The sequence below is a fragment of the Pseudomonas sp. CVAP#3 genome (assembly GCF_018986375.1).
GTDB classification, from domain to species: Bacteria; Pseudomonadota; Gammaproteobacteria; order Pseudomonadales; family Pseudomonadaceae; genus Aquipseudomonas; species Aquipseudomonas helvetica.
In genome coordinates this window covers 133,572-154,573 of sequence record NZ_JAHMSC010000010.1, presented here as the reverse complement: position 1 = coordinate 154,573, position 21,002 = coordinate 133,572, and the positions used below count along the sequence as shown (strand labels likewise).

General features: G+C 59.6%; 22 protein-coding genes and 1 pseudogene. 8 read left to right on the top strand and 15 right to left on the bottom strand.

All coding sequences use genetic code 11. The annotated features are described in order from the left end of the window. Positions 1–159 precede the first annotated feature (159 nt). Positions 160–630, top strand: coding sequence for an RNA methyltransferase (locus KRR23_RS18540; RefSeq protein WP_019692493.1), 471 nt, complete (start codon positions 160–162; stop codon positions 628–630). Positions 631–707: 77 nt separating this feature from the next. Next, positions 708–977 (top strand): annotated as a pseudogene (locus KRR23_RS18535) (DUF2892 domain-containing protein); the annotation flags it as partial. A 184-nt stretch (positions 978–1,161) separates the two neighbouring features. Here KRR23_RS18535 and KRR23_RS18530 read toward each other — a convergent pair. Continuing rightward, the gene (locus KRR23_RS18530; protein ID WP_216743675.1) at positions 1,162–2,391 is read right to left on the bottom strand and encodes a hypothetical protein; all 1,230 of its coding nucleotides are present in this window, start codon (positions 2,389–2,391) and stop codon (positions 1,162–1,164) included. Positions 2,392–2,430: 39 nt separating this feature from the next. Continuing rightward, positions 2,431–2,880 carry a YcgN family cysteine cluster protein gene (locus KRR23_RS18525; RefSeq protein WP_054596149.1) on the bottom strand — a complete coding sequence of 150 codons (450 nt, stop codon included), beginning with the start codon at positions 2,878–2,880 and terminating at the stop codon, positions 2,431–2,433. A 282-nt stretch (positions 2,881–3,162) separates the two neighbouring features. Here KRR23_RS18525 and KRR23_RS18520 point away from each other — a divergent pair, with 282 nt between their 5' ends. Then, positions 3,163–3,756, top strand: coding sequence for a nitroreductase family protein (locus KRR23_RS18520; protein WP_216743674.1), 594 nt, complete (start codon positions 3,163–3,165; stop codon positions 3,754–3,756). Positions 3,757–3,936: 180 nt separating this feature from the next. Here KRR23_RS18520 and KRR23_RS18515 read toward each other — a convergent pair whose 3' ends face one another. The 4 genes from KRR23_RS18515 to KRR23_RS18500 form a co-directional block, all read right to left on the bottom strand. After that, positions 3,937–4,869 (bottom strand): D-2-hydroxyacid dehydrogenase, encoded by a 933-nt coding sequence (locus tag KRR23_RS18515; protein ID WP_216743673.1) that lies wholly within the window; start codon positions 4,867–4,869, stop codon positions 3,937–3,939. Between the two features lie 127 nt (positions 4,870–4,996). Continuing rightward, positions 4,997–5,290: a YcgL domain-containing protein gene (locus KRR23_RS18510; RefSeq protein ID WP_019692499.1), complete on the bottom strand. Its 294-nt coding sequence runs from the start codon at positions 5,288–5,290 to the stop codon at positions 4,997–4,999. Next, the gene (rnd, locus tag KRR23_RS18505) at positions 5,287–6,420 is read right to left on the bottom strand and encodes a ribonuclease D (protein WP_216743672.1); all 1,134 of its coding nucleotides are present in this window, start codon (positions 6,418–6,420) and stop codon (positions 5,287–5,289) included. The genes KRR23_RS18510 and rnd overlap by 4 nt, the downstream gene beginning before the upstream one ends. A gap of 112 nt (positions 6,421–6,532) precedes the next feature. After that, complete coding sequence (locus KRR23_RS18500; RefSeq protein ID WP_216743671.1) at positions 6,533–7,195, bottom strand: class I SAM-dependent methyltransferase; 663 nt, start codon at positions 7,193–7,195, stop codon at positions 6,533–6,535. Between the two features lie 205 nt (positions 7,196–7,400). Here KRR23_RS18500 and KRR23_RS18495 point away from each other — a divergent pair, with 205 nt between their 5' ends. After that, a complete protein-coding gene (locus KRR23_RS18495; protein ID WP_216743670.1) occupies positions 7,401–8,186 on the top strand; it encodes a transporter substrate-binding domain-containing protein in 786 nt (261 codons plus the stop codon). On the opposite strand, the gene cynR is transcribed toward KRR23_RS18495, so the two are convergent. Next, a complete protein-coding gene (gene cynR, locus KRR23_RS18490) occupies positions 8,180–9,052 on the bottom strand; it encodes a transcriptional regulator CynR (RefSeq protein ID WP_103316213.1) in 873 nt (290 codons plus the stop codon). The two genes, KRR23_RS18495 and cynR, sit on opposite strands and share 7 nt — an antisense overlap. Before the next feature lie 319 nt (positions 9,053–9,371). On the opposite strand from cynR, the gene KRR23_RS18485 reads away from it, so the two are divergent. Together KRR23_RS18485 and KRR23_RS18480 are read left to right on the top strand one after the other, a co-directional pair. Beyond that, positions 9,372–10,283, top strand: coding sequence for a DMT family transporter (locus KRR23_RS18485; protein WP_216743669.1), 912 nt, complete (start codon positions 9,372–9,374; stop codon positions 10,281–10,283). Positions 10,284–10,479: 196 nt separating this feature from the next. After that, positions 10,480–11,415, top strand: a complete 936-nt coding sequence (locus KRR23_RS18480; RefSeq protein WP_054596141.1) for a LysR family transcriptional regulator — start codon at positions 10,480–10,482, stop codon at positions 11,413–11,415. 18 nt (positions 11,416–11,433) lie between these two features. On the opposite strand, the gene KRR23_RS18475 is transcribed toward KRR23_RS18480, so the two are convergent. The 8 genes from KRR23_RS18475 to KRR23_RS18440 form a co-directional block, all read right to left on the bottom strand. After that, a complete protein-coding gene (locus KRR23_RS18475; protein WP_216743668.1) occupies positions 11,434–11,796 on the bottom strand; it encodes a 5-carboxymethyl-2-hydroxymuconate Delta-isomerase in 363 nt (120 codons plus the stop codon). Between the two features lie 84 nt (positions 11,797–11,880). After that, on the bottom strand, positions 11,881–13,071 hold the full coding sequence (locus KRR23_RS18470) for a low temperature requirement protein A (RefSeq protein WP_216743667.1): 1,191 nt from the start codon (positions 13,069–13,071) through the stop codon (positions 11,881–11,883). Between the two features lie 78 nt (positions 13,072–13,149). After that, entirely contained in the window at positions 13,150–14,094 is a 945-nt protein-coding gene (locus tag KRR23_RS18465; RefSeq protein WP_216743666.1) for a LysR substrate-binding domain-containing protein, read from the bottom strand. A 100-nt stretch (positions 14,095–14,194) separates the two neighbouring features. Next, complete coding sequence (locus tag KRR23_RS18460; RefSeq protein WP_216743665.1) at positions 14,195–16,291, bottom strand: DUF6311 domain-containing protein; 2,097 nt, start codon at positions 16,289–16,291, stop codon at positions 14,195–14,197. Continuing rightward, on the bottom strand, positions 16,288–16,674 hold the full coding sequence (locus tag KRR23_RS18455) for a GtrA family protein (protein WP_216743664.1): 387 nt from the start codon (positions 16,672–16,674) through the stop codon (positions 16,288–16,290). The genes KRR23_RS18460 and KRR23_RS18455 overlap by 4 nt, the downstream gene beginning before the upstream one ends. Continuing rightward, positions 16,671–17,381, bottom strand: coding sequence for a bifunctional 2-polyprenyl-6-hydroxyphenol methylase/3-demethylubiquinol 3-O-methyltransferase UbiG (locus KRR23_RS18450; RefSeq protein WP_216743663.1), 711 nt, complete (start codon positions 17,379–17,381; stop codon positions 16,671–16,673). Before KRR23_RS18450 ends, KRR23_RS18455 begins: the two co-directional genes overlap by 4 nt. A 2-nt stretch (positions 17,382–17,383) precedes the next feature. Next, the gene (locus KRR23_RS18445; RefSeq protein WP_054596134.1) at positions 17,384–18,352 is read right to left on the bottom strand and encodes a glycosyltransferase family 2 protein; all 969 of its coding nucleotides are present in this window, start codon (positions 18,350–18,352) and stop codon (positions 17,384–17,386) included. 243 nt (positions 18,353–18,595) lie between these two features. Then, positions 18,596–18,787 carry a DUF1508 domain-containing protein gene (locus KRR23_RS18440; RefSeq protein WP_054596133.1) on the bottom strand — a complete coding sequence of 64 codons (192 nt, stop codon included), beginning with the start codon at positions 18,785–18,787 and terminating at the stop codon, positions 18,596–18,598. A gap of 422 nt (positions 18,788–19,209) precedes the next feature. Here KRR23_RS18440 and KRR23_RS18435 point away from each other — a divergent pair, with 422 nt between their 5' ends. Continuing rightward, complete coding sequence (locus KRR23_RS18435; protein WP_216743662.1) at positions 19,210–19,869, top strand: DsbA family protein; 660 nt, start codon at positions 19,210–19,212, stop codon at positions 19,867–19,869. A gap of 1 nt (position 19,870) precedes the next feature. Beyond that, on the top strand, positions 19,871–20,986 hold the full coding sequence (locus KRR23_RS18430) for an efflux RND transporter periplasmic adaptor subunit (protein ID WP_216743661.1): 1,116 nt from the start codon (positions 19,871–19,873) through the stop codon (positions 20,984–20,986). The last annotated feature ends 16 nt before the right edge of the window (positions 20,987–21,002 follow it).

Here is a 21,002-nt window from a genome sequence, read left to right as displayed (position 1 = left end):
TTTCAGAAAGAACGCATCAGCCGGTTTACGACCGCTTCGCGCCCGAGCGGGAGCAAGCTCCCTCTCCACAACAGCGCACCCAATCCAGATCACCCTAATCTGCCCACCCTCCGAGCAATCCCCGTATAATCGCGGTTTTTCTCGAAGGGCACCCCGCTCGTGGCAAACAAACGGTACAGCTGCATCGGTTTGTATAACCCCAAATCACCGGAGAACGTCGGTTCGGTGATGCGCGCCGCCGGCTGTTACGGCGTGGCGTCGGTGTTCTACACCGGCAAGCGTTATGAACGCGCCCGTGACTTTGTCACCGACACCAAGAAAATCCACCACGACATTCCGCTGATCGGCATCGACGACCTGAAGAAAATCCTCCCGCTGGGCTGCGTCCCGGTGGCGGTCGAGCTGGTCGATGGCGCCCGTTCGTTGCCCGAGTACACCCACCCGGACCGTGCGCTGTACATCTTCGGCCCGGAAGACGGTTCGCTCGATAAAGAGATTCGCGAGTGGTGCGAAGACGTGGTCTACATCCCGACCACCGGCTGCATGAATCTGGCCGCCACCGTCAACGTGGTGCTTTACGACCGCATGGCCAAGGGCAATAACACCCGTTCCGGTCCAAAATTTCGCTGATACGCTGAGTGCGGCATGGAACAAGGCGGCCGACTGCGCAGTCAGCTGTATAGCCATTGCCCCTGAGGAGACAGATCATGAGCGACATCAAACACGTAGAACCCACGCCGTTCCAGACGCAGCCAACGCAAAACGTCCAGGGCTGGGAACGCATCGCGAGCACGGCCGGTGGTGTGGTGATGGTCGGCAAAGGCCTGCGCCGTGGTGGCGTGTTCGGGCTGATCGAGGTGGCACTCGGCGGTGCAGCCCTGGCTCGCGGTATCACCGGGCACAGTTCGGCAAAAAGCTTCTTCGAAAAAAGTCGTCAGGACCTGAACAACATTCGTTCGAAAATCGAACGGGCCGGCGCAGAGCTGAAGTCGCCCAAGACCGGGGTTTGAGCAACATCGCAAAACCTGTGGCGAGGGAGCTTGCTCCCGCTGGAGCGCGAAGCGGTCCTGAATGCGGCAGATGCGGTTTATGACTGCTTCGCCCGAGCGCGGACCGGCCGGCGGGAGCAAGCTCCCTCGCCACAATTGCGCTTGACTCAAGTTATCTGAGCAACTCGGTGTCCAGCACTTTCGATGGCTCGCCAATGATGCTCTGGGCCAATACCACAAACTCCTTGGTGCTCACCCGTCCAAGGTCCATGGCGCCGCGCAACATGTCGTCCAACGAACGCTTGTTACGGGTTTTCAGGCGAATTTCGCGGTCCAGTTCCTGCAACAGCAACACCGCTTTGGCGAGCTGTGCCGTGCTGAGCTGATCGCCGCGCAGGGTGCTGACATGATGGCTGGCCTTGGCCATTTTATCTTCCAGCACCTGATAACGATCATCGCTCATGCCACCGGCACGGCGCAGCAGTTCAATCGCGTAGTACTCGGCAAAGCCTTCATTGATCCAGTCACTGCGATCACTGTCCTTGATTCGCCCCAATACCTGGGCCAACTCACGGAGCAACGGGCTGCTGCCGCTTTCGCTGACCAACGGCAAATGACTGTGCAGATAAATCGATTCGTGCCCGGCCAGGCTGCCGCGCCACATCGGGTCGGCGGCCCCCACAATCAGCAGCTTGCCGGGATGACGCGGATACAGCGCCTGCACTTGCGGCCAGACGAAGGTCAGCAGCGTCAACACGTCCATCCGGTGCATGCCCTGCCCTCGCGGCGAGGCAACCGTGACTTCGGTTTCGCCCAAGCGTGTGCGACGACTGCCCAGGTTGCCGGCGAGCATCCAGCCCGTAGGCCGGTCGAGCCGTCGAGCAACGTTGTCGATGCGAAAGCGGTTCTTGCCGACCCGCGGCCAGGAAGTCTCGACGCTTTTCCAGCCTTCCGGCAATTCAAACTCGAGACGCGATACCAGCTCGACACCGTCCTGCTGATCCAGGCGCGCCGCCGGGACCAGGTCGTCGCCACGCATCAACGCCCAATTCGGCGTCATGCGGGTATCGAAACTGGAATTCTTGAAGGTGTGACTGATGCGTACCCGGTAGGTCAGGCTGGCCTTGTCAGCGGCCGGATGCCAGACGCCACGCGCCGCGTTGCCCGGCGTGAGCTGCCACTGACCATCGGCCTTGAAGTCGCTGTACTGGCTGCCATCGCCCAGATCAAAATCCAGGCTGTGCACCGCCGAGCCACGTGCCAGGGTCAAGCGCACTTCAGCCTGATCGCTTTGCGGCAATAATCGTACGTGGTAATCGAGATCGACTTTTTTTGCCGCCCACACCGGTGAACTCAGCACCAGCAACGACAAAACCATCGGCAGCTTCAACCCAACAGCCATACACACTCCTTCGTGACTTGCTCGTACTACGACAGGTGCTTAACCCGCCCGAAAAATCAGATGATCTTCCCAATCATCCTCAGCCACGCTGCCTTCGGCGAGCATGCGCCCGGACTGGGAAATGCGCTCGTGGTGCACGGCATCCCGATCGCCGCAGACCAGGTGATGCCAAAGCGGCAAGTCCTTGCCCTCGCTGACCAAACGGTAACCGCAGGTCGGCGGCAGCCACTTGAACTGATCGGCCTTGCCCGGCGTGAGCTGGATGCAATCCGGTACCGAGTCGCGACGGTTAGCGTAGTCGGTGCACTGGCAGGTTTTCAGGTCCAGCAGTTTGCAGGCGATGCGCGTGTAGTAGACGCTGTTGTCTTCTTCGTCCTCAAGCTTTTGCAGGCAGCACAGGCCACACCCGTCGCACAACGACTCCCACTCTTCTTGATCGAGTTGTTCGAGGGTTTTGCGTATCCAGAAAGGTTCGACTTTGGCGGCCATGGCTCAAGCATCAACATCAGGTGGTGAAAAGGCCGCCAGTCTAGTGCCCCAGCCCCTGCGGGCCAAGTGCTGGCGACTGCCGGTAGAACAGAACTTGTCAGTTATGCCGCCACGAAGTAGCTTTGCGAGTCGCAACGACCCATGCCAAGGTGCCATTAACGCTCTACCGCGTTGCATTCAGGGCAATTGCCCCGGGGCTGAAAAACCTCACTGCCCAGCTCAACTGCGCGCGTCGGTTTTTACTCAACTTTTCCTTCATAAATGTAGTCAGGAAACTCGTCCATGAGCGCTAATCCCCGCGTTGCCGAATATGCCATTCACCCACAGTTCACTGATCGCTGGTCGCCGCGAGCCTTCACCGGCGAAAGTATCCCTGAAGAAACCCTGCTGAGCTTTTTCGAAGCGGCTCGCTGGGCACCGTCGGCCTACAACTCGCAGCCATGGCGTTTTCTCTACGCGCGCCGCGACACGCCGAACTGGGAGCGTTACCTGGGTCTGCTGAACGAGTTCAACCGCAGTTGGGCGCAACACGCCTCGGCCCTGGTGATCGTGATCTCGAAAACCACCTTCACCGCGCCAGGCGCCACCGAAGAAACCGCCGCGCTGTGGCACACCTTCGACACCGGTTCCGCCTGGGGCCATTTGGCCCTGCAAGCCTCTATCAGCGGCTGGCACACCCACGGCATGGCCGGTTTCGATCAAGAGCTGACCCGCAAGGAGCTGAATATTCCTGAAGGCTACGCGCTGCACGCGGCGGTCGCGATCGGCAAGCTGGGTGACAAGGCGACGCTCGCCGATTACCTGCAAGCCCGGGAAGTCCCAAGCCCGCGTCGTCCGCTGAGCGAACTGGCGGCTGAAGGTGATTTCAGCCTGTAAGCCACACTGAAAAACCTGTGGCGAGGGAGCTTGCTCCCGCTGGGTTGCGAAGCAACCCCAAGACTGGCAACCGCGCTTTATCCGATAGAACGCATCCGCTGGTTTACGACCGCTACGCGGCCGAGCGGGAGCAAGCTCCCTCGCCACAACAAGCTCGCTCCCACAGTTGTCCGGGGTTGATCAGTAACCCCGTGTGAAATCCACTTCGCCGCGCAACGCTTCGCCCGCCTGAAACGCCCGCAAATTCTCGACAAACAGCTGCACCATCATTGGCGGTGAGGTAGGTGCCGAGCTGTGGCCGGTCAGCAGCAAGCCCCAGGCGGTCCAGAATGGATGGCGCTGCGGCAACGGTTCCTGACGGCAGACGTCGATCACCGCCCCCGCCAGATGCCCTTCCTTCAGGGCCTCTACCAGGTCCGCATCGACCACCGCCACGCCACGCCCGACGTTGATGAACAAACTGGTCGACTTGAACTGCTTGAACAACGCGGCGTTGTACAGATCGTGAGTGTTCGGCGTATTCGGCAGCAGGTTGACCACGTAATCGACTTCACCGACCAGGCGCCCCAGATCCTCCAGCCCCGCGACCTCAATGAACGGCGCCTGCTCGCGCGGCGAACTGGCGATCCCGTACAGCTTGACGCCAAAAGGTACCAGGAACTGCGCCACGCTCTGACCGATGTCACCGGTACCGACGATCAGCACCTTGCGCCCCGCCAGGCTCTGACCCAGACGGTTGTCCCACTTGCGCTCGACCTGGCTGACCAGTCGCGCCAGCACTTCGCGCTCATGGCCAAGCATGTAGGTCAGCACATATTCAGCCATCATCTGACCGAATATCCCGACCGCACGGGTCAGCCGGTAGTGGCGTGGCAAGCCGTCGGCGAGCAACGGTGTAATGCCGGCCCAGGTCGATTGCAGCCACTGAGGCTCATGACCTTGACGCAACAGCGTCGCCAACAGGTCCGGCTGGCCGAGCCAGACCGGGCAGTCGGCGGCCATACTGGCCAATTCAGCGGAGTCGCCGCTGGTCAGTACCTGCAGTTCAGGCGCGGCCTGTCGCAACAGTTGGGCATATACAGCGTGGTCGTGTTCGGCAATCAGAACGCGCATGGTTCAAACCTTCAAAAACAGTGCACAAGGCCGCCGAAGGAGTGTTTCTCCCTCGCTCGCGACCCTCGCCAAAATTATCAATTCCATTGTTTCCAGAGGCTCTGGACAGAGCCTCTACAGATATCCGTCAAACCGGATCATTACGTCGTAGCAGCTCTTCCGGCAAGTGTTCGATGTACTCGTCTTCAGCCGGCGGCATTTGCAGGTGATAGCCCTGCTTGTCGAGGTTTTCCAGGACCACCGTGATGTCTTCGCGCGAGAGCTTGCGCTCGGGGGTCAACACCAGGTCGAAGGCGTGATGCGGTTTACCGAACGCCAGCAGCAGGTTCTCCGGGACGCGCTCCAGTGCATCGCTTTTGAGCACATAGAGGTACATCTCGTTTTTCTTCAGGCTTCGGTAGATAGAGCAAATACGTTTCAAGGCTGTTCTCCGGCAGTGGCCAGGCAGTCGAGCAGGGCCTGGCCCATCAATTCGCGGCGCCAGCCACGCAGCGAATCAGGCAATTGGTAAGGGCCCTCGGGGAAGCCGCTCTTGAGCAAGGCTTCGAGGGTTTTCTTGCGCAGCATCAGTTCCGGGGCAATGTTCAAGCGTTCAGCTTCGGCCTGACCGAGCGCCCGCAGACGCTTGACCAGTGCCGCGGCTTCCACCGGCAAGGGCTCCGGCACCGCTGGCGGCCACTGGTCCGGCGGGACACTGCCCGCCTGCTTGATCAAGCCCAGCAGGAACTCACCGTCCTGACGCACAGTGCGCGGGTGCATGTCTTCGATTTTCGCCAGTGCCCCGAGATTGTCCGGCTGGGTACGTGCCAGCGGCCACAACGAATGCTCACGCACGATGCGGTTGCGCGGCAGATCGCGGGCGCGGGCTTCGCGCTCGCGCCAGGCGCAGAGTTCACGCAGCACGGCGAGTTGCGCGCGGGACAGTTTCCAGGCCAGCTTGGCTTCGCGATACACCTCGTAAGGGTCGACTTCGCGGCGCAGGTTGGCCACCAGTTCGGCGCCATCTTCCAGGACCCAGGCGTACTTTTCGTCCGACAGCTTCGGCCGCAGATGCACGAAAACCTCCGCCAGATGCACGGCATCTTCGGCGGCATAGCTGATCTGGGTTTCCGAGAGCGGACGTTGTAGCCAGTCGGAACGGGTTTCACCCTTGGGCAGGTCGATGCCGAGTACTTCCGACACCAGCCGCGAGTAGCCCATGGAGAAACCCAGGTTCAGGTAGGCAGCCGCCAGTTGCGTATCGAACAATGGCGCCGGCAGGCTGCCGGTCAAGCGCAACAGGACTTCGAGGTCTTCGCTGCAGGCGTGCAGCACTTTGACCACTGCCGGGTTTTCCAGCAATTGGGCCAGCGGTTGCCAGTTGTCGATCGTCAGCGGATCAATCAGGAAAGCCCGCTCGCCATCGCCAATCTGCAACAGGCCGGCGATCGGATAAAAGGTGTCGACCCGCATGAATTCGGTGTCGAGGGCGACGAACGGCAACTGCTGCCATTGGGCGCAAAACTGACCGAGGCTATCGTTGTCGCGAATCCAGTGAATATCGATGGCCACACGGCTCTCCCTTGAAGAATGGCGCGCAGTATATATCGGCCCCGGCGATTTCCGCGCACTGACTGAGCAAGCGCTTGAGCAAAACTCCCGCGGCTCGAGAAGAATAGGACAACTAGTCGGCTTTATGCAGCACGTAGACACGCGGCAGGTCGCTGCCTGGCAGGGTGTCCAGGTATTTGAGCGTCTTGAAACCCGCTTGCCGGAACTCTGCCTCAAGCTCGGCCTTGGTGGCCAACTGACGCGGTTGTGCATCCTCGCCGAACCGCGCGCGCAGCTTGAAGTACCCATCCCGCTGTACCGACACGATCAGCGCGTCGCGACTGACCCGGTGAAACTCACGCAGTATCGCCAGGCGGTGCTCACTGTTTTCGATGTGCTGAAACAACTGTGTGCAAAAAATGCAATCCACGGCATTTTCCGGCAAACCGATGGTGAATGCCGAGCCCTGAAAGGTTTTGACCCGTTTGAGCAGCTCGGCCGGATGATGAGTCTGGGCGTGGTCGAGCATTTCCTGGGACGGGTCGGTGGCGAGAATCACCCGGTTGGTGTGCTCGGCCAGCACCGGCCAGTTGCCCCCTGCCCCGCAGGCCACATCGAGAATCAGCCCCGGTTCGCCAGCCACCTTGAGTGCGCGCCGCACCAGTCGCTTGCCACGCCACTGCAAAAACCGCTGCACCAGCCCACGGGGATGCGGCTGGAGGCAGACTCGAGCGTGCTCCTGATCGTAGCGTCGAGCAAATTCGTGCTCGACTGAGGAAGGGGGTTGCGCAGACATAACTGGCGACTCTTGATAAAGGAAACGACTTACTGGCGACAGGTTATCAAGTTGCGCGTGAAAAAAAGGTTTAATGACGATGCCGGGGCTAGCCTGCAGCTTTTGCTGCGCCGCACGCTGGTTTCACCCTTGCACCAGCGCACCCGGCCAACAAATACTGACGTCGACCTCCCCTCCTCCTCTGGCAACACTCAAGGACGACCCGATGAAAGCTCGTTTGCTGCTCTGCTCCTTGCTCACGTTCAGCGTCCAGGCAATTGCCCAGAATGCACCTTCGCACCTGGACCAGGTGATTGAACGAGGTCATCTGAAGGTCTGTACTACCGGCGATTACAAGCCTTACACCTATCTGCGCGCAGAGGGCGGATACGAAGGGATCGATATCGCCATGGCCCAATCCCTGGCGAAAAGTCTGAACGTTGATGTGCAATGGGTCCCCACGACCTGGAAGAACCTGATGACGGATTTTCTGGCTGACCGTTGCGATATCGGTATGGGCGGCATTTCGGTTTCACTGGAGCGACAGAAAAAGGCGGCTTTCAGCGACACGCTGGGCGTCGACGGAAAAATCCCGCTGGTGCGTTGCGAAGATAAACAACGCTATCAAACCGTCGAACAGCTCAACCAGTCGTCCGTGCGGCTGATCGAGCCGGCAGGCGGTACCAACGAAGTATTTGCCCGCACTCACCTGCCCAATGCCACGCTGACCCTGTTCCCGGACAACGTGACGATTTTCGAGCAATTACTGGAAAACAAGGCCGACGTGATGATCACCGACGCTTGCGAAGCACGCTATCAGCAGAAGCTCAAACCCGGTTTGTGCGCGGTCAACCCCGAGCAGTACTTGCAGTACAGCGAGAAAGCCTACTTGCTGCCTCGCGATGACGTGGCCTGGAAGGCTTATGTGGATCAGTGGCTACACCTGAGCAAAGCCACCGGCGCCTATGATGCGGTGCTCGCTCAGTGGTTGGCGACCGCTCCCGGTCACTGAACACTGACCAGCACCCGGAATGCCTCACTCGCCGCGCTGCGATAAGCGCCCTTGCGACTGAGCAAGGCCACCGTGCGTTGTGGCAACGCTGGTTGCAGCGCCAGCGGGCGCAACCCCGGCAGCGCATGGGTGATGGCCTCGGGGAGAATGGTCGCCAGGTGCCCGCGACGAACAATCTCGACAATCGCGCTGATGGAGTTGGCTTCGATGACGATGCGTGGCGCGATGCCTTGCTGTCGGCAATACAGGTCGATGTGCTGACGGGTTGCAAAGTCGCCGCTGAGCAACACCAGCGACTGCTGGCCCAGCGCCTGCGCATCGAGTGCTTGTTGCCGGACAAACCCCGGATGCGCCTCACTGACGACCAGGCTCAAGGTTTCGGCAAACAGCGTCTGGCTGTCGATGTCCGCCAGGTGACTGCCGGTGAATGCGATGCCGAGGTCCAGTCGGTCTTCGGCCAGCGCGGCCTCGATCTGGTCCTGGGTCATCTCCTCGACACTCAGGGTGAGGCCCGGGTACAGGCTGTTGAAACGCGCCAGCAACGGGCCGATCAGGTAGGCGGTGAAGGTCGGCGTCATGGCCAGCCGCAACGAGCCGCGCGTCAGGTCCTGCACGTCGTGCATCGCGCGTTTGGCCGCCTCCAGGTCTTGCAAGGCCAACCGCGCATAACGCACATACGCCTCGCCGGCATCGGTCAAACGCACCGTGCGCCCGGAACGATCGAACAACGGCGCACCGAGGACATCCTCGAGTTGCTTGATCTGCTGCGACAGCGTTGGCTGCGAGACATGCAATGCCTCGGCCGCCCGAGTGAAGTTGCGATGCTCGGCGACCGCGAGCAAGTAACGGATATGGCGTAACAGCATGCCGGCTCAACTATAGACATGGATTATGGATGACATCATAAGCCCGTCCGCGACGCTATAGCTGAAAACGTTATCCGTGCACCATCCCTTGCGATTTTCTCTGGCAAGCCGAGCCGTATTTAATTTTTAAATACCGCACATGACTTTCTGATTTGCTGACTCCCGCCGCACACCGCCTAATCCATACCTTGTTCTTCAAGGTGTGGTTATGGAAAACGTTCGCGCCACCTCCCGCCCCGCTGTCTGGCTGATGATCGCCGTGATCCTCGGCCCGAAACACCTGTTACACCAAACACATTGATTGATCAGGGACACACCGATGAAACACATCAGTTTCGCCTCCGCCAACGCCGGCATGTTGCTTTGGGCCATGTTGGTTGCCGCCTCTTTTTTCGCCGCCGCCGAGGTCAGCCAATCCATCGACCCGATCCTGCTGACCGGCCTGCGGCTGCTGTTTTCGGCTTTGGCGTTTCTGCCGATGCTGCTGCTCAAAGGCGGCACCGCGATCACCGCCAAAGGCCTTGTCAGTCATGCCTGGCTCGGGCTGTTGCTGGCCGTGTATTTCGGCTCGTTGTTTGAAGCGCTGCGCTACACCTCGGCGGTCAACACCGGAACCCTGTTTACCCTGGTGCCGTTGATGACGCTGTGCTTCGAGGCCTTCCTGATACCTGGCAACCGTTCGAAAAGCCGTCTGCTGCCGATGCTGATTGCGGCGGCCGGTGCGCTGCTGCTGATCCTCAAGGGCACTGGTCCCGGCGAAGTCCCTTCGCTCTACGCGGTGTCGGTGTTCGGGGTTGGCTGCCTGGCGATGGCGCTCTATTCACCGTTGAGTCAGCGCTTCAAGGCCCACAGCCTCAAGGGTCGTGGGCCTGTGGTGATGACATTCTGGAACATGCTCTTCGGCTCGCTGTTCCTGTTCGCGTTCAGCCTGGTCAATGGCGGCTGGCGATCCGGCGCCCTGTTGTCCGCCCACGACCTGTTCTGGCTGGTCTACCTGGCGCTGTTCGCGACCCTGGCAACCTTCTGGTTGCTGCACCGGGCGATCGGGGTGATTGCACCGTCCACGGTCATTTCCTACGTCTACCTCAGCACGTTGTTCATCACCTTGTTCCATTGGTTCTGGCTGGCGCAGCAACCGCTGATGCTGGAAGTCGTGGGTGCCTTGCTGGTGGCCATCGGGATGCTCGCACTGGTGATGTCCAGTCGTCGCGCACTTGCGGTAACCACGTAAATACTGCGGCTGAAGGCTGAAGGTGCTCACCCGCCTTCGGTCCGGATTGCGACAGACGTCGCATTTGCTACAACTTCTGTCCCACACTTGTCCGTGAATAATCCTACGAACCATTCTCCTAGGACGATCGTTCCGCTAGCATCACTCGCACACGTTTGCGCACAACTTGCGCAACGAGCGGAGTGAGATAGTACGGATGCTGAACAGTAACTTGCTTAGAAAGCTCGACATGCAGGACCTCATGGTGTTCATCGCCGTGTATGAGCAAAGCAGCGTCACCGGTGTGTCTGAAGCGCTGTTTGTCAGCCAGTCCACGGTGAGTTACTGCCTGAAGAAACTGCGCACCAGTTTCGAGGACGAGTTGTTCATCAATACCCGCACCGGTATGCGTCCGACCTACAAGGCCGGCACCATGTACACACACGTGCAGAAGATTCTCGAAAGCATCAACCTGTGCCATGCCGGGGTTCAGGCGTTCGACCCGACGCAGCAAGCCGTGACCTTCAATATCTGTGCGCCGGAATACTTCGAGCAACTGATCCTGCCGCGGCTATTGAAGAACTTCGATTTCGCCGACCTGCCGGTGATCGTCAATGTGCACAAACTCGAAACCGACATCCCCGCCGAAGAGCTGCGCGATGGCAGCCTCGACCTGGTGATCGGCTTCGGCCCGAACTTTCATCGCAGCCACACTGATTTCAGATCCCAGGTGTTGCTTGAGGACGATCTGGTGTGCGTTTTCGATAAACGGGCGACACCGCTGGAGCCTCGCATCAGCCTCAAAGCCTACGTCGAACGCCGACACGTGTTCCCCACGCCGTGGACGTCCACCACCAACATGGTCGACGGCTGGCTCGCCCAACAGGCGCACAAACGCCAGATCGTTGCACGCGCCAACAGCTACAGCGCTGCACTGAAGCTGATCACCGGGACTGACTTCATTCTGACCATGCCCCGGCGCATCCAGCACCTGCTGGCCAAAGACTCGGTCTTCAGCCATTGCGAGGCGCCGAACGGCGTACCAGGGTTCACCCTTGAGATGCAGTGGAGTCAAACCCACGAGCTGGACAGCGCCAACACCTGGCTTCGCGAGCAAGTGGTCAAGGCCTGCACAGAACAGGGTTTTATCTGAGGATCGGCGCGCAGGATATCAGTGACTGATGGCCGTCTTGGCGTAGGAATCGCGATCGATATCCAGAATCTCGACGCATAGCTGCACATCAACACTGGCAGGCCATTCGCAGAGATCCTGCACCACCGCCAACAGGCTTTCGGACAATTGCTTCTTGATCGCGGGCGAGCGCCCGCTCAGCAAGGCCAGTTTCACATGCACAAAAGCACGCTCACCCAACTCGGTTCCGACTCGGAATGCGCCGACCTGCACCGCACGGCTCTTGATATCGAACTCCTCGAACTGCCCAGACGCCACCAATGCGTTGTTCAAGCGCAACAACGCCACATCGGCATTGAGGTTCGGCAGGTTGGCGGTGTATTCCATGTGCAGGTGAGGCATTGCGATGCTCCTTGAGGATTGAACGAAGGGGCGTATATATACCATAGAGCGTCCCTGCCCTTCCCCGCGAAAACACCTGGCGCGTCAATGCTCCTGCGCCGGTAGCGATTCACGCAGTACCCGCGTTTCCCACGCCGCTACCAGAATCATCACTGCGGTTGTCAGCCCTCCCAGTACCAACGCTGAAAACAGCTGATTCAGCGCCGCAGGCAATAGCGCGAGCAGCAGTGCCAGGCCCGCCAGATGCGACAGTGGCGGTAAAATCCGATCGGCCATGACCCACTTGAACAACGCACACCCCAGCAAGAACAGCCAGGGCCCGGCGACAATCACGATGATCCCGGCATCGCTCGCATGCTCCGGATGCACCAGCACCAGTTCATCGGCCACCGCGCTGACGATGATCCCGGCAACGATCAACACATGCAGATAGGTGTAGGCAATCCGCGCCTGCCGCCCAGGGTCGCTGGAATGTGCAATCCGGTGGTGAGCGCGCTCGGCGCCGCTGTCGAAATACACCCACCACATGGCCACGCTGCCCAGCACGGCAATCAAAAACCCCGCCAGCGCCTGCCAGTTCAGCACCAGATCGGCGAACGTTGCGCCGGTCACCAGCAACGACTCGCCCAGGGCAATGATCACGAACAGACCACAGCGCTCGGCCATGTGATTGCCCTCGACATTCCAGTCGGCCAGCGTTGAACGGCCGAGCCCCGGCACCCAGAAGTACAACGACGGCGAGATCAGTTCGATCAGTAATGCCAGCGCCCAACAGGCCAGGCGCTGATCGCCTTCAAGCAGCGCGCCGCTGATCCAGAACACCCCGGACAGCACCATCCACGCCAGAATTCGCTGGAAGTTGCGGGTCATGTTCAACGGCTCGCCACGCACCGCCCAGATCGCGAACAGCGTGCGGCCGACCTGCATGAAGACAAAGGCTGCGGCGAACATCACTCCACGCTCGGTAAAGGCCTTGGGAATCGATGACGACAGCAACAGGCCGGCAACCATCAAACCGAACAGACCGAGGCGGATCGGCAACTTTTCGGGGTCGAGCCAGTTGGTGACCCAAGAAGTGAAGATCCACACCCACCACACCGCCACCATCATCAACGCGACCTGCACCGCGCCACCTAGCGTCAGGTGCGCGAGCAGGGAGTGGGAAAGCTGGGTGACGGCGAATACGAACACCAGATCGAAAAACAGCTCGACCATGCCGACCTTGCCACTGTCTTGACTGCCGCGCCCACGCAACAGAGAACGGGAACTGCTCATGGGATGGATCTCCAGTCAGTCATCGGGAAAACACTGGCAGCAAAACAACACTATGTCGGGCAAGCAAGCCGCCGCCGGTTACCGTCCGAGCAACTTGTCGCTCTGTATCCCGGACACACCGCGCTCGCTCATGAAGGCTTCGAGCCGTGCACGCAGCCAGCGTTCGGCGGGGTCGCTATCGACGTGGCTCAGCCAGACCATGGACAGGTCCAGAGTCGGCGTCTTGAACGGGAACGGTTCCATGAACAACTGACCCGAGGCAGCCATCGCCGCTGCCGCGTAGTCTGGCAGGCTGGCAATCAGGTCGGTCCCCGCGAGCAGGGCCGGCAAGGCACTGTATTGCGGCACCGAGAGCACCACCTGGCGTTTGCGACCGATTTCGGCCAGCCACTCATCGGCATAGCCACTGACATTGGCCGTATGCGAAACCAGCACATGCGGGCGCGAACAGTACTCGTCGAGGGTCAGCGGCGTATCGGAGGCATCGGCGCGCAGTATGCAGGGCTGAATGTGCCGCAACAGTTTGCGCTTGGCATTGGCCGGCAGGCCGCGGGTCTGGCTGATGCCGACCGTGATATCACCGGACGCGAGCAAGTCCGGGATCCGCCAGTAATCGACATGCTGAACCACGAACACCACTTGCGGCGCTTCCTGGCGCAATGCGCGCAACAGCGGTGGCAGCAAACCGAACTCGACGTCATCGGACAAACCGATGCGAAAGGTCATGGTGCTGCTGGCCGGATCGAAGTGGTGGGTCAGGCTCAACGCCGAGGACAACGCGTCCAGCGCCGGCGAGAGGTGTTGAATCAGCTCCTCGGCCCGCGCCGTCGGCTCCATGCGGTGGCCGACCCGGATAAACAGCGGATCGTTGAACATCGCCCGCAAACGGTTGAGCGCCGAGCTGATGGTCGGTTGCCCGAGAAACAGCTTCTCTGCCACTCGCGTCACGTTGCGTTCGAGCATCAGCGTCTCGAATACCACCATCAAATTGATGTCGGCCTTACGCAGTTCATTGCGGTTCATCAGCGGCTCCCGGCTCTCAATACTTGGGCCAGTTTAGAAAGGCCGGGGGGACGGCGTCTATCGACATGAGCGCTGCACGTGAACGAGAGGCTGCGACGGCTTACTGTACCGTCAGCGACTTCACTCCCAGGCCCATCACACGCTGATCTTCTCCAAGCCCCAATTGTTTCGGGCTGATTGCGTCGGGTAACTGCACATGAATACGCATCAGCGTGTCCCGGGCGATGGCTTCGTGGATGGCCGCAGTCAGGGGGATTTCGATGCGATTGTCCTGAAGCCGGGTCAGACGTGTCGAACTGGCTTGTACACCGTTGATGGTAAAAACCACGTTCTGGCCAAGATGCATCGGTAGTACGAAGGCCAGCGCCTCGATCACGATGGATTGAGCCTGAGGCGGAACCCGAAGCACGATCTCAGCCTCCTCTCCCTCGGACCATGTGCCCCAGGTTTCCGGGGTCGACCAGCCATGGGCCAGATGAGGGGTCTTGTAGTTGAACCGTTGTTGCTGCCCGAGTTTGATCAACGGCACTAACTGCATCGAACGCCCTTCGTCCACGACCGGAAGGCATTCAGCGCATTTTTTCCAGCCCGGCGCAAGCACCACCAGGCCGTCAATGCGGGCCAGCAGATCGGTGTCGCTGTTGACGCTTTTCACGGCGTCAAGCATGGCACTCTCGTCGAGGATATACAGCGAATCAGGGTCGAACTGCCCCGTCACAAGCATTTGCCCGGCTTTTTGCTGGGCATGCTCAAGCGCCGTAGAACTCATGCGCCCCAGATAAGCGGTATCGGTTTTCAGACCATGAGTAGACGCGTAGTAGGCTAACGCAAGCCAGGTCTGCGACTGGTTCTGCGGCAGTAAAGAACGAATATTCGCGTAGTGGGCGGCGGCGCTGGACCAGAACGGGTCACGCAATGCTGTTGACCATTCGGAGGCAGGCGTCATCATCCTCGCGTGCCATACCCCTCTCCATCCGTTGCAGGTATCAACCACCTGAACAATCAGTGCCAAGGTCAGCAAACACAGCGCAGTGCGCGGCCGGTTGCCACGCACCACCAGGAAAATGACGGCAAACACGATGGCATAGAACACCGGCCAGAACATCCGCCCCGACGCCCGAAAGATATTCGCCAGCTTGATGATTTTTTCCGGCAATGGGTAATGAACACTGAGCAGGCCGACACCTATCTCGTTCGAGAGCGCAAACAGCGTCAGCCCAATCAACGCCAACAGCAGAACCGGCAGACGGCGCACCGCACTGCCGAAGTCAGTTGTACGTCGCAGCAGTACGACGCAGGCGCAGATCGCCAGCACCAGCGTCCCCAACCCGAGGTAGTTGAAACCCTCGTAGTCGCCGCTGGCCTCGGGCAAGTCCGGCAAGATCAACGACCAGCCGCTGGAGTCGATCGGCGCCAGCAGATTCATACGGTACAAGCCAAAACCACCGGAAACCATGCCATCCGCGATACTGAAATAGCCCGCCTGCCAGCAGCACAGACTCACCAGCAAAAACAGCAAGACCACCTCGATGAATGCAGTGCGTCGAGTCAACTGGCCTTTGAGGGTTCGACCGGCAACATCGGCTACCCAGATCAAAGCCACCATGGCCAGCAGATAAGCGTGGATCATCGCCGTCGCCGCCAACAGCGCTCCCCAGGCCACCCGGCGCTTCTGCACGCCCGGGTGCAGGGCCAGATAGAGCGCGGCCAGAATCAGAAAATGCCCGGCCAGGGACAAATGCCCCCCCATGCGCAAGAACATCGGCGGCGAAAACAGAAACAGGCCTGACCCCAGCACCCTGAGCGCAACACTGGGTGTAACCAGCCCCAGCAACTTCCAGGCAAACCAGGCCTGCAGAACAAAACATGCCAGCAGCCAAATACCGAAATACTGGAACGTCTCGGGAAGGATTGAGTTGAAGGGTTTGAACAGCAGCGCCAACAGCGGATTGGAATCGGAAAAAATGATCGCACTGCCCAGTTCCAACCCATAGGACGGGTTAAGTCCGAGCGGAAAAGTCCAGGGAGAACGTCGAAAGAACATCCAGCCCAAGTAATGGGTCGCCGGATCGCCGCTTTCCAGCCAGGCAATGTTTTGCGGGTCCAGGGCCCGTGGCCCGATCACCATGAAAAATGCCACCACGCCCATTAACAGGGGCAATAACCCGATCGCCCAATGCTTGCCCGAAACCTTCATCGATACGTCCAGAAGTTATGCAATACAAACGTAAAGGCCGGAATGGTCAGCGCCACTGCCCCTATCCCCAGCAAGTAATGAAGCCCGGCCATTTGTGCGGCCCAGGCCACCAGCATCGCCAGTAGTAAACCGGCCCCCGAAACCATCATGAAGCGCACCAGCGTCCGGCCATGCAATCGGCTGGAAAAACTCCAGCTCGTGTTGATCACATAAGAAACCAGGGTCGCCACAGAAAACGCTACACCGTTGGCCACGGGTGGCAGCGCCAGCACGTAGTTGATGAGCAACACGGCCACCACCGCATGCAGGGCCGTTACGAATAACCCGGTCACGGCAAAACGCAGGCCACGCTTGATCAGGGCTGATTTTTCGGCTGAGGTCACGGTTTCTGCGCCAGCACGAACACCGTCAGACCCGCCAGGCGGTTCGCGCCCATGAACGGACGTTCGATACTGCACAAGGTCTTGAGCAGCGTATTGACCAATGGATGGTGCTGCTTGAGTTGCGAGCGTGGCGGCGAAGGTTGTGCGCCTTGGGACAGCAACCGCAGGGTCGCTGCAATCGGGAACACCGCGCCGAAATAATAAGCACCCTTCTTCACTATCAAACCGGAGTCCCTGGCCACTGCTTCCATTTGCGCCAAGGTATAGCGCCGTTTGTGTTCAAGAAAGTCATCGTGTCCGCTCCAGAGAAACTGGAACGCCGGCACGGTCATCAGGAAACGACTGCCGGACGGGACTTTATCGACGTACGCCTTGAGTAACCCGACATCGTCATCGACATGTTCCAGCACATCCATCAGCAGCACCAGATCGGCATCAACCAAGTCGATCGAACGGCGATAGTGCACTGGTTTCCCGGCGGTCGTGGCGTCCGAGTCCGCTTTGTAGCTGATGTCCACGCACCAGGCCTCGGTGGCTGCTGTATGGGTCAGCAGATGATGGGAAAAAAAACCCGAACCCGCACCTACGTCAAGAATCCTGTCGACCCGCGCATTACCCAGCAGACGAGTCGTCGCCGCCGCTTTTGAACAGTAATACCAATGCTCCTTGATGCTTGAACCGAGGATGTCGGTTTCCTTGAGATCCATGGTCAGTCCTTGGCGTTATGGACGCGACGCACCAGAAAAACCGGGCGGCGTTTTGATTCGATGTAGGTTCTGCCCAGGTACTCACCCAGCACCCCGATGCCGATCAATTGCAGCCCCCCCAGAAAGGTGACGGCAACCATCAGCGAGGCGTAGCCCGGGACATCGATCCCGGTCAACAACGTCCGCAACACAATGAAAGTGGCAAATGAAAAAGAAACCACCGACACCAACAGCCCCAGGTAGGTCCAGACCTTGAGTGGGTCGGTGCTGAAACTGGTGATGCCTTCCAGCGCGAAATTCCACAAGCGCCAGCCATTGAATTTGCTTTCCCCCGCCACCCGCTCCGGACGCTCGTAATCGACATGGGTCGTCCGAAACCCGACCCAGGCGAACAAGCCCTTCATGAAACGCCGTGACTCCGGCAAGGTCTGCAAGGCATCGATCACGCAGCGGTCCATGAGCCGAAAATCACCGACATTTTTCGGCAGCGGCTGATCAGAGATTTTGTTGTGCAGGTGATAAAACCAGTTGGCGGAGGTTTGCTTGGCCCAAGAGTCGTTGTGACGACTCACGCGATGGCCCAGCACCACTTCATAGCCTTCACGCCAGCGGGCGATCATCTGGAGGACGACTTCGGGCGGGTCCTGGAGATCGACATCGATGGGCACTACCACCTGGCCAGTGGCAGTCTGCAAGCCCGCGGTCAACGCCGCTTCCTTGCCGAAATTGCGACTCAGATCGACGATTCGCACGCGGGGGTCAGTCTTCTGGCGCTCCAGAAGCAGCTCCAGCGTGGTGTCGGTACTGCCGTCATTGACGAACACCATCTCCAGACCGACCAGCGCCTCATCCTTGAAGACGTCAGTGATCCGCGCCATGAACAAATCGATGGTGGCAGCTTCATTAAAGACCGGAATGACGAGCGATAGCGCCACATGCTCGCCCCAATGCGTTCCATGCTGATGAGTCACTGATTGCTCTTTTTATAGTGATTTTTCTGCTATCCGAGGTCGCCGGCTAATCTCCAGCGCCATGAGCTGCGTGACATTAAGCAGGAGCGTGGGAGGTGATGCAAGGGCGAAATCGCGGCGATTTTGGCCATTCATTTACCCCCTTTCGCCACCTGGTGGATGACCTGACTCACCAGACGCCGAAGTCGCGAAGCTGCCCGATGTGCCTGAGCAGCTTCGTTTCCACACACCAGCAGGTACAGCCTAGATTTCCTTCACCGACGTTTCGTTGTGGACGCTTTTGATCAACCCGATCACGTGCAGGCAATCCGCCTTGTTGACGTACGACTCGCCGCTGGCAACCGTCTCATGATTGGCCGCCCTTAAACGCCAGCGCCATTGGCCCTTCCCGGTAAGCGGAGTGCCTCGCGACTGCCTGTAGATCTCAAAGTACATGGTTCGCTCCTTGCGACTGCTGATAACGACAGACTCCTGGTCTGTGCAGGCAGAGTAGACGAGTGATTCAAGATTTAACGGCGATCAAAAGTAAGCAGACATTACCCAAAAAAACCTCCACCCCGACGAAAGCCAACAGACACTGAGGCCAGTTAAAAAGCTGACTGAACAGCGTCACTTTTCAGGAAATCGTACTTGTTTTTCATACAGCGCCTAGGCCGCATTCATCCCGACCGGCTCAAAAAAAAGCACGGAACAAACAGGATCGTTCCGTCTTTGCACCGCCCCCATACCTGTCTGCTCCGACAGCTATCCGCCCGATGATGAGCACCATGGGTGGATATACCTCAAAAAAGTCGCTTTTTTGTTCATCACCCGCCAAGGGATAGTCCTGCCATCTCATCGATTTCAGGAAATACCCCATGCCGTCTCTAAAAGTTGAATATTTTCATGATGTTGTGTGTGGCTGGTGCTTTGTTCTGGGCCCGCGTTTGAAAGCTTTGAGCGAAGAGTTCGATCTGGATATCCAGCACCGCAGCTTCGTCCTGCAATCGAACAACGCACAAATGATCCAGCGTTTCGGTTCGATGCCCAAGGCCAAGGAAGTGATCCTCCAGCACTGGGAACAGTGCGCCAAAGCCGAAGAGGTCAAGCGCATCAATATCGAAGGCATGCGCCAGCAGGCGTTTGAATACCCCTCGGGTCTGCTGGCCGCCAAGGCCTGTCAGACCGCCCAGTCCCTGGCCGGTCCCAAGGCCCACGAGCTGATGTTTGACCGCCTGCAACACGCCCATCTGGTAGAGAGCCGTAACATCGGCAGCCTGCAGACCATCCTCGAAGTGGCTGAGGAGCAAGGCTTCAGCGCGGAACACTTCTCCCGGTACCTGGAGCAGCACGCGCTGAGCGATCTGGAAAACGACCTCGCCCGAGGCCGCGCCCTGAACATCAGCTCGGTGCCAAGCCTGGTGGTCGAGGGACGGTGGGTGATAGCGGGGGCGCTGTCGCTGGACATGCTGCGCGGCAACTTCAAACAAATCCAGCAAGCCACTGCCGACAACCTGCCGATCGTCGAGGACAACTGAGATGAAAATGACTTATTGGCTCAGCGGCGGCACGGCGCTGGCAGCGGCGATCGGGATTGCCGCGTTCACCCCGCTGCTCGCCAGCGGCAAGACCGACAAGCCCGCTGCATCAGTGGCGGCACTGACTCCGGTGGCCGTGACCAGCGTGATTTCCGGCCCGATCCCGGTGGAGTTGTCCGGCGTCGGCACCCTAGAAGCGGTGAATCAGGTCCAGGTCTCGCCGGAAGTCGGCGGGCGGATCGTGCAACTGAACTTCACCTCCGGCAAAAGCGTCAGTGCCGGCCAGGTGCTGATCAAGCTCAATGACGAACGCGAACAAGGTGACATGAGCAAGCTCCAGGCCCAGGCCAAGAACGCCCGACTGGCCCTGGAACGCACCCGCAAAGTCTTGCTGCTGGCCTCCACTCAATCGCAACTGGACCAGGCCCAGGCCAACTATGATCAGGTGCGCGGGGACATCGCCAGCGTACAGGCCGTGATCAACCAGAAGACCATCCGCGCTCCGTTCACCGGCGTCCTGGGGATTCGTCGGGCCAACCTGGGGCAGTTCCTCAACCCCGGTGACCCGGTCGTGACCCTGACCGATCTGTCGCGCCTGTTCGTCAACTTCCCGATGCCGGAACAGACCGCTGCCCAGTTGCAACCGGGCCAAGAGGTCCACCTGCGCGTCGACGCCTACCCGGACCGGTTGTTCAAGGCCACCGTCAGCACCCTCGAACAGCAGATCGATCCGGGCGCCCGCTCCATGCAGGTGCAGGCCACGCTGGACAACCCTGAGCTGTTGCTCAAACCGGGGATGTTCGCCGACGTCACGATTTCATTGCCCAACCCGGCCTCCGCCCTGACCGTGCCGGAAACCGCAATCAACTACACCGCCTACGGCAACTCGCTGTTTGTGGTGCGCGACAACGACGGCCAACTGAAAGTCGAGCAGGTGTTCGTCAAGGTCGGCCCGCGCCATCGCGATCGCATCGTCGTACTCGATGCGATCAAACCCGGCGATCGTGTGGTGATTTCCGGCCAGATCAAGCTGAGCAACGGCATGCCGGTGCGCATCACCGAGGATGCCATGGCCCAGAACAACGGCCTGCTCCTGGATATGGCGCAAAAGCAATGAAGCGTTCCCTTCGCCA